The sequence below is a fragment of the Biomaibacter sp. TOL genome (assembly GCF_059717795.1).
On record NZ_AP046092.1, the window covers coordinates 3,248,241 to 3,261,278 of the forward strand.

General features: G+C 44.6%; 12 protein-coding genes. 7 read left to right on the forward strand and 5 right to left on the reverse strand.

The genetic code is table 11. The annotated features are described in order from the left end of the window. Nucleotides 1-35: 35 nt before the first annotated feature. From AC6I1H_RS15950 to AC6I1H_RS15965, 4 genes are all read right to left on the reverse strand, one after another. Complete coding sequence (locus tag AC6I1H_RS15950; protein ID WP_497738505.1) at nt 36-1,106, reverse strand: ABC transporter substrate-binding protein; 1,071 nt, start codon at nt 1,104-1,106, stop codon at nt 36-38. 177 nt (nt 1,107-1,283) lie between these two features. Next, nucleotides 1,284-2,648, reverse strand: a complete 1,365-nt coding sequence (locus AC6I1H_RS15955) for an ABC transporter permease (RefSeq protein WP_497738506.1) — start codon at nt 2,646-2,648, stop codon at nt 1,284-1,286. A gap of 11 nt (nt 2,649-2,659) precedes the next feature. Then, nucleotides 2,660-4,369: an efflux RND transporter periplasmic adaptor subunit gene (locus tag AC6I1H_RS15960; RefSeq protein WP_497738507.1), complete on the reverse strand. Its 1,710-nt coding sequence runs from the start codon at nt 4,367-4,369 to the stop codon at nt 2,660-2,662. Between the two features lie 63 nt (nt 4,370-4,432). Continuing rightward, nucleotides 4,433-5,137: an ABC transporter ATP-binding protein gene (locus tag AC6I1H_RS15965; RefSeq protein WP_497738508.1), complete on the reverse strand. Its 705-nt coding sequence runs from the start codon at nt 5,135-5,137 to the stop codon at nt 4,433-4,435. 202 nt (nt 5,138-5,339) lie between these two features. Here AC6I1H_RS15965 and AC6I1H_RS15970 point away from each other — a divergent pair, with 202 nt between their 5' ends. From AC6I1H_RS15970 to AC6I1H_RS15990, 5 genes are all read left to right on the forward strand, one after another. Then, on the forward strand, nt 5,340-6,305 hold the full coding sequence (locus tag AC6I1H_RS15970) for a polyprenyl synthetase family protein (RefSeq protein ID WP_497738509.1): 966 nt from the start codon (nt 5,340-5,342) through the stop codon (nt 6,303-6,305). 11 nt (nt 6,306-6,316) lie between these two features. Next, nucleotides 6,317-7,831 carry a UbiD family decarboxylase gene (locus AC6I1H_RS15975; protein WP_497738510.1) on the forward strand — a complete coding sequence of 505 codons (1,515 nt, stop codon included), beginning with the start codon at nt 6,317-6,319 and terminating at the stop codon, nt 7,829-7,831. Continuing rightward, complete coding sequence (locus AC6I1H_RS15980; protein ID WP_497738511.1) at nt 7,815-8,690, forward strand: UbiA-like polyprenyltransferase; 876 nt, start codon at nt 7,815-7,817, stop codon at nt 8,688-8,690. The genes AC6I1H_RS15975 and AC6I1H_RS15980 overlap by 17 nt, the downstream gene beginning before the upstream one ends. A gap of 44 nt (nt 8,691-8,734) precedes the next feature. Next, on the forward strand, nt 8,735-9,157 hold the full coding sequence (locus tag AC6I1H_RS15985; RefSeq protein ID WP_497738512.1) for a MarR family winged helix-turn-helix transcriptional regulator: 423 nt from the start codon (nt 8,735-8,737) through the stop codon (nt 9,155-9,157). Between the two features lie 116 nt (nt 9,158-9,273). Next, on the forward strand, nt 9,274-9,630 hold the full coding sequence (locus AC6I1H_RS15990) for a carboxymuconolactone decarboxylase family protein (RefSeq protein ID WP_497738513.1): 357 nt from the start codon (nt 9,274-9,276) through the stop codon (nt 9,628-9,630). Between the two features lie 85 nt (nt 9,631-9,715). Here the strand turns inward: AC6I1H_RS15990 and AC6I1H_RS15995 are convergent, their stop codons facing one another. Further along, the gene (locus tag AC6I1H_RS15995; protein WP_497738514.1) at nt 9,716-9,961 is read right to left on the reverse strand and encodes a hypothetical protein; all 246 of its coding nucleotides are present in this window, start codon (nt 9,959-9,961) and stop codon (nt 9,716-9,718) included. Between the two features lie 228 nt (nt 9,962-10,189). On the opposite strand from AC6I1H_RS15995, the gene AC6I1H_RS16000 reads away from it, so the two are divergent. Beyond that, complete coding sequence (locus tag AC6I1H_RS16000; protein ID WP_497738515.1) at nt 10,190-11,401, forward strand: glycerate kinase; 1,212 nt, start codon at nt 10,190-10,192, stop codon at nt 11,399-11,401. Further along, nucleotides 11,398-12,783 carry a GntP family permease gene (locus AC6I1H_RS16005; RefSeq protein ID WP_497738516.1) on the forward strand — a complete coding sequence of 462 codons (1,386 nt, stop codon included), beginning with the start codon at nt 11,398-11,400 and terminating at the stop codon, nt 12,781-12,783. The genes AC6I1H_RS16000 and AC6I1H_RS16005 overlap by 4 nt, the downstream gene beginning before the upstream one ends. The last annotated feature ends 255 nt before the right edge of the window (nt 12,784-13,038 follow it).

The following is a 13,038-nucleotide window of genomic DNA, read 5'->3' on the forward strand; positions in this document are numbered from 1 at the left end:
TTTAGAACACCTCAAAATATTATGATGGTTTTACATTATTTATTTACGATTTCATCGGCTTTTGACATCAATTCGTCGGGAATTTTTATCCCCAGTGTATCAGCGGATTTTTTGTTGATGATTAATTTTAAGTCCTTGGAACCTTCAATGGGAATATCCCCAGGTTTTTCACCCTTTAAAACCCTGGCTGCGACTTTCCCAGTTTGTTTACCTAAAAGGTAATAATCAATTCCTAAAGTGGCCAGAGCTCCACCGTCTACCATGCCTCTTTCGGCTGCAATGACGGGAATTTTGGCATCATTACAAACCTTTACAACGGCACCGATGGAAGAAGCCACGGTATTATCTGTAGGCGCATAGATAGCGTCGACTTTGCCGGAAATGGATTGGACTGCCTGATTTACTTCACTGCTGTTGGCTACAGTAGCTTCATGTATGGTAAGGCCCAACTCTTCTGCAGCTTTTTTCGCTATGTCTACCTGAACCTTTGAGTTTGCTTCGGCTGCGTTATAAAGGATGCCGACATTTTTAGCATTGGGAAGGATTTGCTTTAATAGTTGAAGCTGTTCTTTTATGGGATTCATATCCGTGGTGCCGGTGACATTTGTATCGGGCTTCTCAAGGCTTTTTGCAAGGCCTGCCGAAACCGGGTCGGTTACGGCTGTGATCAAAATGGGAATATCTTTGGTGGCGTTAGCTGCCGATTGTGCCGATGGAGTGGCGATAGCTAGAATCATGTCGACCTTTTCCCCAACGAACTTGCTAGCGATAGTCTGGGTGGTGGGGAAGTCGGCCTGGGCGTTTTCCAACTCAAAGGTAACATTTTTCCCCTCTTCAAAGCCGGCTTCCTTAAGCCCATCAATAAAACCCTTTCGAGCCGCATCCAGGGCCGGATGTTCCACGAATTGAGAAATACCTATTTTGAAAACCTTATCTCCAGATTGAGATTGATCCGAAGAAGGCCCGGAATTTGAAGAGGATTGAGATTGATTTGAACTGGATGAGGAAGTGTCGGAATTCGTGCTTGCAGTTTTTTGGCTGCATCCTGCCAGAATCAGAGCAGAGATGAGCAATAAGCATACGGTTGCCGCCAATATTTTTTTCACAATAAAAACCCCCTTTTATTTCGGTCAGCATGGGGAGCAAAACAAAAAACACTCAAGTAAGAGTGTTTTTAACATATCTCCTACCATGACTACCATGCTACAATTTTTATTTTTTATAATTATACAATTATATATATATAGCTGTCAACCTGTTTTTTCTGGCAGTTTATTGATAAATCACTGGCGCCTCAAAGCTTCTATAGGAGGAACCGAGGAAGCCGATATGGCCGGATAGATGCCGAACAGCAGGCCGGATGTAAGGGCAACCACAACCGCTATTTTTATTGCCTGAAGGCTTATGGCGGTATGAAAACCGTAGCGGGTAAAGACATTCAGTCCCCATATCCCTCCGGCGGTTCCAGCGATGGCACCTATAGCGCTGACATACAGCGCTTCCAGCAGGAATTGGATCAAAAGGTCTATCTGTTTTGCGCCTATGGCACGCCTTACGCCTATCTCCTCGGTGCGCTCGGTTACCGATACCAGCATGATATTCATTATGCCAAGCCCGCCCACTAGCAATGACACCGCCGCTATTCCGCCCAGCAGCAGCGTCATGACCCTGTTGGCCTGATCGGCTTCTTCGACCAGTTGATTTAAATTGGTTATGGTAATTAAATCCTCTCCGCCGGGAATGATGGGCTGTTGGGCTCGACCTTCATCTGAACTGGAACCCATTGAGACTTCCTTTTTTTCTACTATTGCTCCTTCAGAAGACGAAACAGCGGTACCACCTCCGGCAGACTGTCCTTCTCCGCTTTCACTACCCGCAGAAGGGGTAGGAGCACTCTGATCGAGGCCCAGCTTGCGTTTGAAAATCCTTCCCAGCTGCACTACCGCCAAATCAGCATCCTGTGTGGAGCTGGCTTTCGCCCAGATTTCATCGACTTTCTTTTTGCCCGCTACTTTTAATGCGGTGGTATATGGAATGACAATCTTGTCATCGATGCCTTCAGCTTTGTCGGAACCCTTTGGTGCCAGAACGCCGACTATCCTGAAGGTTTCACCATTTAAGGTGAATGTCTGGCCTACGGGGCTCCTTCCTCCCAGCAGGCCGTGACCTATGTTATATCCCAGCACCGCTACCGGAGAACGCTGCAGCACATGCCATTTTGTAAAGAAATGGCCTGAGATGAGGGCGTGATCCCTTATCTGAGGGAATTCATTGCTTACGCCTATTATGCTGGCGGTGCCCCGTGCTCTTCGCCAGCGCATTACTGCCTTTGTATTGATTACTGGCGTGGCCATTTTCAGACCGCTGACCCGTTCCACCAAATCCCCGGCTTCTTCGGGATCAAACTCCACCGATGGATCATTGGCCTTTATGGCTATGACATTGGAACCCAGGCTTTTAAATTGAGCCACCACCGCCTGACGGGCACCCTCGCCTATTCCCATAAGGCTTACCACCGATGTCACTCCTATGGCCACTCCCAGTATTGTGAGGGCAGAGCGCATTGGATGGGCCAGGACTCCGTGCCACGCCATTTTTGCAGCAAAAAGAGTTCGGACAAAGAAAGAAAATATATGATTTTTTCTCATTTTTATCCTCCTCATTTGCCTGCAGGAGCGTTATTTTTATTATTTTCATTACTGCTGTCTTTCTTACCATTTTCTTCTTTATTATTTCCGGGCAGCAGAGTATCTTTTGAGCCGATATGCTGGCTGGGCAGCACATCTGCACTGCTTCCTGTTATAACAAGGTCTCCTTCATTTACACCGCTTTTGACTTCTGCCACTTTGTCATTCATCAATCCCAACTTTACGGTTACTATTTTTGTGGTTCCGTCTTTATTCAAAATTTCCACCTTTGGAGTGTTGTCTTCCTCAAATATGGCTTCCAGCGGGACAAGCAGCACATTTTTTGCACTGCCCGCATCAATGTGGGCGTGAGCCTGCATTCCGGGGCGAAGCTTAGGACCGCCTTTTACGCGGATATATATGCCGAATTGCGGGATTCCATTCTCCGCCTTTCCCATTGTCTCTACCTGCGTGACTTCTCCTTCAAAAGTTTCACCGGGAAGAGCATCCAACGTTATTTTGACGGGAGCCCCTTGTTTTACCAGCAACACATCCACATCGTCCACCTGAGCCCACATTTCCATATCGGATGTGTTGAAAATATACCCGATCCATTCTCTGGGGCCCACTGTTTCACCAACCTGCTTATCCCACTCGGCTATGACACCGTCCATGGAAGCTCTTATCTCCGTTTGACCGGCTTTCGCCAGCAAATTCGCAAGCTCCTTTTCTTTCTCTCTTATTTTATCGAGTTTTTCCTGGATAGTATCTTCTATATCCGATCCGGACAGCAGAACCAGCGGATCTCCTTTTTTGACAAGGTCCATCTGTCGCACATAAACCGTTGAAGCAATGGCTTCGGCGGTGGCCAGGACCTTTTCTTCTTTTGCAAAGCCGTCGACCGTTGCGTTGTTTGCAAACCATTTTACTTTCGTATCGTCATTGTCCGGCGACGGTATGCCCAGCCAGGCCTCCAGATTGGCTCGCACCAGACCGGGATTTTTTCCTTCAACAGTAATCCAGTAAACGAACCCCCTGGCTGGATTCTCATCATCTCCGTCCGGTATGGGGTTTGGATTGACTTCCGTTATGTATCCGTAATATATTCCGTCGAATACGGTGAATCTTATAGCCAGCTTCTGGCCTTTTTTAACCTGTTCGAATTCATTGGGATAAAGTTTTGCTTTTATCCTGTATGTAGAGTCGTCGACTATTTTTGCCACTATCTGACCCTGGGGCACCTCGGTGCCTTCCTTTATGCTGAGTTCCGTGACTCTGCCGTCTATAGGAGCCCGAAGAGTGATGCCGCTGCCCGGCTTTATTTCATATATCCTATCCGCCGGCAGGCCTGTAAGTTCCGAAAGGTAATCTTTGTTAGCCCGAATCTCGCTATCCAGACTGTCTATTTGTGACTGAAGCCCCGGTGCCACAAGTTTTGCTATAACCTGGCCCTGTTTGACCTCTTCGCCTTCCTGCGCGAGGATTTCACTTAATATATATTGAACATTATCCGCCGAATATTCCCGCGAACCCGGCACCTGTATGCCGCCGCTCCTTGATGGATTTAAAGTGCCCGTAACATCCACTCCTACGGATATATCGCCTCTCGTTACAGGTTTTGTAGAATAAACCGGCCCCTGGGCTTCCTGTACAGGAGGCGGAACCAACTGCCTGTAGGCATAAAAGCCGCCGCCGAATACAATGGTCAGTATGAGAAAGATCATTAAAATCCGTTGTGTCATTGATAAGACCTCCTGATATCAATATAGTTTTTATGACATCCGATTTTATTCATTTATTCCTGATTAATTTAGCGCTTTTGTATTTCGGACCTCCTCTATTCGGTCTATCTTTCCGTCCCGAAGACGGAAGATGCGGTGACCATATCTTGCGATATTTTCTTCATGGGTCACCTGGACTATGGTTATTCCCATTTCTCTGTTTAATTTTTCAAATATGGCCATTATATTTTCGCCGGTTTTTGAATCCAGCGCCCCTGTGGGTTCATCGGCCAGAAGCACCCTGGGTTCGCCTGCAATGGCCCTAGCTATAGCAACGCGTTGCTGTTCGCCGCCGGAAAGCTGGGAAGGCAGGTGATGGACCCTTTCGCCTAGGCCAACGGCTTCTAAAGCCTGTATCGCCCTTCGACTTCGCTCCCTGCCTCCCATGCCGCGGTATATGAGGGGCAATTCCACATTGGCCCTGGCATCAAGGTCCGGCAGCAGGTGGAAGCTCTGAAACACAAACCCGATCAATTGATTGCGGATATCTGCCAGCCGGTTGTCGCTCATCTTTTCAACCCTGTTCCCGGCGATGGTGTATGTGCCCAAAGTGGGTCTGTCGAGGCAGCCGATAATGTTGAGCAGGGTCGATTTTCCGGAGCCCGAAGGCCCCATGATGGATATGAAATCTCCTTCCTCAATTGATAAGTTGATATCTTTCAGAGCTTCGATGTGAATCTGGCCGTTTTTATAAGTGCGGCATATATTTGATAATTCCAGCAAAGGCAAAATATAACCCCCTTCAAATATGTTCCTGATATATAGACGAAAAAAATAAAAAAAAGTTCCATGTTTTTCAAAAAAAATTTACTATTACTTTCGAGAAATACATAAAAATTTCCTTCTGAAAAAAGTGAAATTATTTTTTGAACAAAATGTTTATACTTATGTAATAGAAGTGATTTGGTAAAATAATAGGCGTGGTGATAAGGTGCAAAAGTTCATTCCGGGAGAACTGGAGAAGGAACTGGAAATTCTGGATGATGAATTGAAAAGGGCAATTTATACAAATGTTCATCTGATAAACAAACCGTTATTTGAAATGGTAAGCGGCGGAGGCAAGAGGCTAAGACCTGTTCTTGTCCTGGCTTCGGCACGATTCGGCCGATATGACTTTGAAAAAACAAAACCCCTGGCTGCGGCGGTAGAACTTATACACACCGCGACGCTGGTGCACGACGACATTGTCGATGATTCGCCGTTAAGAAGGGGGGCCCCCAGTATCCAGGCCAGGTTAGGGAAGGATGTTGCAGTTTTTGCTGGGGATTTTATTTTTTGCAGGGTTTTTGAACTGCTGGCATCGATGAATAGTTTTGATGTCCTCCATCGCACTTCCCGCGTGCTGTACAAAATTTGTGAGGGAGAAATAAAACAAAGGGAAGATTTATATAACACCGATGTCACTTTTAGAAACTATGTTTATCGAATTCAGAGGAAGACGGCGCTGCTGTTCGGCTTGAGCTGCGAACTTGGAGCAGCCTCTTGCGGAGCGGATATAAAAATAGTACGGGCCCTTAACCAGTATGGGATGAAACTGGGGATAGCTTTTCAGCTTATCGATGATCTGCTGGATGTAACCTGCGATGAATATGACATGGGCAAGCCCGGAGGAGCGGATATAAGAGAGGGAGTGATAACGCTTCCGGTCATATATGCCCTTCAAAAATCTTTGCAGAAGGACGAGCTTCGGTATATATTGCAAAAGCAAAAACAAACTGTCAAAGATACGGAAACAGCCCTGGAAATAGTCAGAGACTCAGGCGGGGTTGAATACACCAGATGGCTTGCCGGAAGATACGTTGAAAAAGCCGCCGGTTTTTTAAAAAACCTGCCGAACATTCCTATGAAAAAAGTGCTGGCGGATATTGCTGAATATATTTACAACCGGAAAAATTAAAGGGTGATAAAATGGCTTACAGGGATCTACAGGATTTTATAAAAACTCTGGAAGATAAAGGGCTTCTAAAAAGGATAAAAACGGAAGTGGACCCGGAACTGGAAATTACCGAGATCTATGACAGGGTGGTAAAATCCGGAGGGCCTGCCCTTTTATTTGAAAATGTGAAGGGAAGCAGTTTTCCCCTCCTGATAAATGCCTTCGGGACGGAGGAGAGGATGAACCTTGCACTGGAAGTAAAAAATCTTGACGACATTGCCGGACGCATCGATGAACTCATACATATCACCATGCCGGAGGGATTTACGGAAAAGCTGAAGAGTCTTTCAAAGCTCGCCAGCCTTGCAAGGATCTTCCCGAAAAAGGTTAAGGAAGCTCCCTGCCAGCAGGTGGTAGAAAATGAGGTGGATTTATTTAAACTTCCCATATTGAAGTGCTGGCCTCAGGATGGGGGAAGGTACATCACCCTGCCCCTGGTTTTTACAAAAGATTCTGCGACCGGCCGACAGAACATGGGGATGTACCGCATGCAGGTTTTTGATAAATCCACCACAGGCATGCACTGGCACATGCACAAGGACGGCGCTGAAAATTACCGGCGGGCCTGCGAGAAGAGCGATGGTCTGGAAAGTTGTGGGGATAAAGCGATAGGAGGGCCCTGCCCGGGGGCAGGACAAAAAGCCGGGGGCATAATGGAAGTGGCTGTAGCCCTGGGCGGAGACCCGGCCCTCATATATGCCGCTACCGCTCCGCTTCCACGGAACATCGATGAGATGCTCTTTGCCGGATTTTTGCGCAATGCTCCCGTGGAAATGGTTAAAGCAAAAACGGTGGACATATACGTGCCCGCTCATGCCGAGTTTATTCTGGAAGGATATGTGGATTTTAAGGAGCTTCGACGGGAAGGGCCTTTCGGAGACCATACCGGGTTTTATTCGCCTGCTAATGATTACCCTGTGTTTCACGTGGAATGCATTACCAGGAAAAAATCTCCAATATATTCCGCCACAGTTGTGGGCAAGCCTGTCATGGAGGACTGTTTCCTGGCAAAAGCCACCGAGCGCATATTCCTGCCCCTGCTGAAAATGTTTCTGCCGGAAATCGTGGACATCAACTTGCCTGTGGAAGGTTCCTTCCACAACTTTGCCATCGTTTCCATAAAAAAATCCTATCCAGGCCATGCCCGCAAGGTTATGAACGCACTGTGGGGTATGGGTCAGATGATGTTCACAAAGATTATCCTGGTCATCGACGATGACACCGATCCTCATGATATTTCAAAAGTGTCATGGAAAGCTTTTAATAATGTGGACCCGGAAAGGGACATAATAATTATAAGAGGGCCGCTGGATGTGCTGGACCACTCTCCTAGCCTGATAGGTTATGGTGGTAAGATGGGAATAGATGCTACAAGGAAGTGGAAAACCGAAGGTTATCAGAGGATATGGCCCGAAGAGATACAGATGCCGCAAGAAATAAAGGACCTCGTCGCAAGAAGGTGGAAGGAATATGGATTTACCGATTAACCTGAAGTACTTCGAAAAGATACGTTTGATTGGGGAAGCCGTCATGTTCCGCCATTCGATTTTTTCCCTGCCTTTTGCGTATATAGCGGCTATTGCGCCTTTTAGAAGGCTGCCGAGCTTTTACGACTTTTTTTGGATAAATGTGGCCATGTTCGGCGCAAGAAACGCAGCAAATGCATTGAACAGGGTAATAGATGCAGAAATAGATGAGAAAAATCCAAGGACCCGGGAGCGGCACATACCGGCCGGCATCCTTTCAAAGAAGGAACTCATGACTTTTGCTGCCGTATGTCTGTCTCTTCTTGTACTGGCGGCTTTTATGCTGAATTCCCTTTGTGTCAAACTCCTGCCTTTGGCGGGATTTTTGCTGATTTTTTATTCTTACACAAAAAGGTTCACCTGGGCATGCCATCTGTTTCTGGGCCTTGCCAGCAGTGCGGCTACTGTTGGAAGCTGGATAGCCGTCACGGGGAAGTTAGAGCTTCCTGCCGTAGTGCTGGGGGCTGTCTATGGCCTTTGGGTGGCGGGCTTCGACATCATATACGGCACACTGGATGTGGACTTTGATAAAAGAAACGGTATTCATTCCATACCGGCGGATTTCGGTATAGAGAAGGCCCTGAAAATTTCCCGGGGTTTTCATGTTGTTTCTGTTCTGCTGCTGGTATGGTTCTGGCTATTGATGCACCTCGGGCCTTTATTTTTTGCGGGTATCATCGCCGTAGCCCTTCTACTTTATTACGAGCATTCCATCGTATCCCCCGCCAATCTTACCCATGCAAAAGTAGCATCGTACAATGTAAATGAAGTTGTGGGGATAACGCTGCTTGCGTTTTTTTTAGCGGATATGTTATCATAAATTATAGTATAATCTTGGAAAAACTTTGTGGGAGCAGGATAAAAATGTTTGATTTGGAAACGTGTGTTGCTTTTGTTACAAACAAAGCTTCAAAAATGCTGGCCGACGCCTTTAATGAAAGATTGATTTCTCTCGGCATTACACGGGTGCAGTGGATTGCTCTGTATTATCTGGGCAAGTATGAAGGCATTAGTCAAAAAGATCTGGCAAAAAAGATGAATGTTAAGGGCTCAACCGTAGCAAGGCTTCTAGATAGAATGGAAAAAGAAGGGTCTATAGCAAGAGAAGGCGACCCCCAGGACAAAAGGATAATCAGACTTAAGCTCACGGAAAAGGGAAAGGAATTGAGGGAGAAATTTCTCCCCGAATGCGAAAAAATGAGCAAAATTTTTGCAAGAGGCATTACTGATGAGGAAATAGAAATATTTAAAAGAGTATTAAAAAAAATGGTGGATAATATAAGCTAAAAAAGGATATTATAATAAATAAATTGTGAAAATCCTAATTCAGTATTGAATAATAACATAATAGTTGCTATACTAATTATTAGCATAGCAACATAAAATTTGAAGGAGGCTTTTTTATGACAAAAAACCCCAGAGAACTGCTAAATGAATTTATGGGCGGCTTGAAAGAAGTTTCCAAGACCAATGCAGAGCAGGTAAAGGCTTTCATGAATCTTTTGGGCGCAGCTTACAAACCCGGGGCACTGGACACAAAGATGAAGGAGCTCATAAGTGTAGCCATCGGCGCTTACAACCGCTGCGAATACTGCATAGTTTACCATGTATATAAAGCCCTTGAAGCCGGCGCCACCCGTGAAGAAATCATGGAAGCAGCTATGGTGGCGGTGGCGTTTGGTGGAGGTCCATCCATGGCCTACAGCGTATCATTATTAAAAGATTCCATAGATGAATTTGAGAAAGATTTCAAAAAATAACCAAAAGAGCAGCAATTATGCTGCTCTTATTTACATGATTTTTTAAGGTTGTTTTCTTCTTTTAACAATTCCTGTAAACGCTCTTTTAAAATTTTTTCGTCCAATCTAACTTGTACCTCCTAGGTCCGGTTTTTGCAACAGCACCGCTTTTTAATGCTCTCTGCCATCTCATGTAGTCAAGTAAAAAAAGAACATATTCTTCTTCCGGATCCCTCAATCTTTTGGTCCGTTTAGAGGAATAACCTTTGTTTTCAGATTCCATTAAGCTATATATTTTTAAAGATTTTTCTTTAAGGTCCGATATATATTCATTAAAGTTATCTTTTTTCAAACAATCACCTTCAAGATTTAGACTTTTACTAAATTATACCAGTTTATTAAAAAAGAAATAATATTTTTCGGTTTATTTAAGTAACAGCAAAAGTTACAAAGTTGCTTTAAACAAATTGCTAAAAAAATAATTGTATAATCATATTAAATTAATCACTTTGACAATGTATATTAATAAAAGTTTCTGATAAAATAAAATTGAATTTGAAATCATAAATCGGAGGAATTTATGAAAATTGTTATAGCACCAGATTCATTCAAAGGAAGTTTGACCGCCCTTCAGGCGGCAGAAGCCATAGAAAGAGGAGTAAAAAGGGCGTTAAAGAATAAAAAAGAAACTCAAAACTTCGCAGAAAATATGATATACAATGGCGGATTACCCGACTCCGATTTTAAATGTGATGTCGAAATAATAAAAATCCCCATGGCTGACGGGGGAGAAGGCACCGTTGAAGCACTGATCACCGCATTGGGAGGGAATACGATTGTAACAAGAGCCCTCGATCCTCTGGGGAGAGAAATAGATTCTTTTTTCGGCATACTACCGGATGGTACAGCCATCATCGAAATGGCTGCGGCATCGGGATTAAATCTTGTAAAACCTGAAGAGAGGAATCCGCTGAAAACTACGACCTACGGGACAGGCCAGCTGATAAAAGCAGCTCTCGATAAAGGCTGCAGAAAAATCATCATAGGCATTGGCGGGAGTGCCACCAATGACGGCGGGGCAGGAATGGCCCAGGCTTTGGGAGTTAGGTTTTTAGATAAAAAGGGCAATGAAATAGGCTTTGGAGGAGGTGAACTTGCCAGGATAGAGCAAATCGATATTTCGGATTTGGATTCCAGGGTTAAAAAAACACAATTTACTATAGCTTCCGATGTAAAAAATGTACTTTGCGGCCCTGATGGAGCATCTGCTGTCTACGGCCCTCAAAAGGGTGCTACACCGGAAATGGTAAAGATCCTTGACAGGAATCTGGGACATCTTGCGGAAGTTATCAAACGGGAGTTGGGTAAAGACATATCCCAGATCCCAGGCTCCGGTGCAGCAGGAGGCCTTGGAGCAGCATTAATGGCATTTTTAGATGCCGATATGAAACCGGGAATAGATATAATAATGGATCTTGCCGACTTTCCAGAAAAGGTCAAAAGTGCCGACTTAGTAATTACTGGCGAGGGTTCCACCGATTTTCAGACCATGTTCGGCAAGGTGCCTTTCGGTGTTGCCCAGGTGGCAAAAAAATATGGCAAACCGGTAATCTGCATATCCGGTAGCCTGGGGAAAGGCTACGAAAAATTATATGATGCAGGAATTACCGCCCTATTCAGCATCATCAACAGACCCATGGCCCTGGAAGAAGCCATGGAAAGGGGGGGAGAGCTGCTGGAACAAATATCGCAAAATGTATTTCGAATATATTTTAGGGAGGTAGAAAAATGACTCCAGAACAACTTGCAGCTGCCAAACAGGCAATGGTACATGGGCCTATGCTGCTCGTAATTGTAGTCCTTGCAATTTTGTTTATTATTTATGCCACGGCAAAACTTAAAATACATCCTTTTTTAGCATTATTGATTGCAGCTTATGGAGTTGGTTTTTTAAGCAATATGCCAGTTCAGTTTATTGGTAATGTAATTGCGCAAGGATTCGGCAATTTAATGACAGGGATAGGCCTCGTAATAGTTTTCGGCACTATAATCGGAACAATCATGGAGAAATCCGGAGCTGCCCTTAAAATGGCCGAGGTTGTTCTAAATATTGTCGGTATTAAACGTTCGCCTTTAGCCATGAGTATCATTGGGTACATCACAAGTATTCCGGTTTTTTGCGATTCGGGTTTTGTTATCCTTACACCGCTAAACAAAGCACTGGCAAAACGGGCCGGGATCCCCATGGCTGTCATGGCAGTGGCTTTATCAACGGGTCTTTACGCAACCCATACACTGGTACCTCCGACCCCTGGTCCTATAGCGGCTGCTGGAAATGTAGGAGCCGATCTAGGTTTGGTTATTCTAATAGGTATGGTTGTATCAATTCCTGCAGCACTCGTAGGACTTTGGTGGGCTTACCGTATAGGGAAAAATATTACTACCGAAGTGGATCAAACAGGGGCAAGTTACGATGAATTAAGGAAACAATTTAAACAGCTCCCTGGTGCGGTTAAATCCTTTGCTCCTATTGTTATACCAATACTTTTAATCGCTCTTGCTTCTTTTGTAAAGTTTACAAAATATACAGGAATAGGCAGTAATTTTATAGTGTTTTTAGGCACTCCGGTCAACGCTTTGATGATAGGTGTATTGCTTGCGTTGACTCTACTTCCAAAATATGATGAAGAAACACTGATGAACTGGGTCGGTCTTGGCCTAAAAGATTCAGCGATAATCCTACTCATTACCGGAGCAGGGGGGTCTCTTGGCAATGTACTTTCAAACACACCAATTGCCGACTATATAAAAACATTCGCAGGTGGAGGCATAGCGGACGGAGTTTTTGTGCTTCTTTTGCCGTTTTTAATTTCAGCTCTGCTGAAAACGGCCCAGGGTTCCTCAACTGTAGCTCTTGTCACAACGTCGAGTTTGCTTGCCCCAATGTTGCCTCAGCTTGGATTAACATCTCCTATGGATTTAGCTTTGACAGTAATGGCTATCGGGGCGGGAGCCATGACCGTTTCCCATGTAAATGACAGTTACTTCTGGGTAGTATCCCAATTTTCCGGTTTGAAGGTTACCGATGCTTACAGGGCCCAAACTATGGCAACTTTATTAGAAGGAATAGTAACGATAGTGACAACCTTAATACTATTTGCGATATTCCATTGATATATTGTGCTTTATTTTGATTCAATGAAAAGCGGATTTTTATCCGCTTTTTTATATCTTTACAAACTTTTTTGGAGGAATAATTCATGGAAAGCCGATATCGAGTTTCGAAAGAATTGGCCGAAAGGATTGTACAGATCCTCATGTAGACTTTTACTCTTAATATGAAACATAGTAACGAGCAACCCGAACCCCAAAAAAGCGCAAAAAAGCAACACCTTAATAAGCCTCTAAATACGAACTTTTTAGAGGTTT

What these genes read in the sequence shown, in the direction of transcription:
- AC6I1H_RS16005 (WP_497738516.1), top strand. Translation starts at nt 11,398, where the DNA reads ATGACTCCAGAACAACTTGCAGCTGCCAAACAGGCAATGGTACATGGG.
- AC6I1H_RS15990 (WP_497738513.1), top strand. Translation starts at nt 9,274, where the DNA reads ATGACAAAAAACCCCAGAGAACTGCTAAATGAATTTATGGGCGGCTTG.
- AC6I1H_RS15975 (WP_497738510.1), top strand. Translation starts at nt 6,317, where the DNA reads ATGGCTTACAGGGATCTACAGGATTTTATAAAAACTCTGGAAGATAAA.
- AC6I1H_RS15985 (WP_497738512.1), top strand. Translation starts at nt 8,735, where the DNA reads ATGTTTGATTTGGAAACGTGTGTTGCTTTTGTTACAAACAAAGCTTCA.
- AC6I1H_RS15980 (WP_497738511.1), top strand. Translation starts at nt 7,815, where the DNA reads ATGGATTTACCGATTAACCTGAAGTACTTCGAAAAGATACGTTTGATT.
- AC6I1H_RS15955 (WP_497738506.1), bottom strand. Translation starts at nt 2,648, where the DNA reads ATGAGAAAAAATCATATATTTTCTTTCTTTGTCCGAACTCTTTTTGCT.
- AC6I1H_RS16000 (WP_497738515.1), top strand. Translation starts at nt 10,190, where the DNA reads ATGAAAATTGTTATAGCACCAGATTCATTCAAAGGAAGTTTGACCGCC.
- AC6I1H_RS15960 (WP_497738507.1), bottom strand. Translation starts at nt 4,369, where the DNA reads ATGACACAACGGATTTTAATGATCTTTCTCATACTGACCATTGTATTC.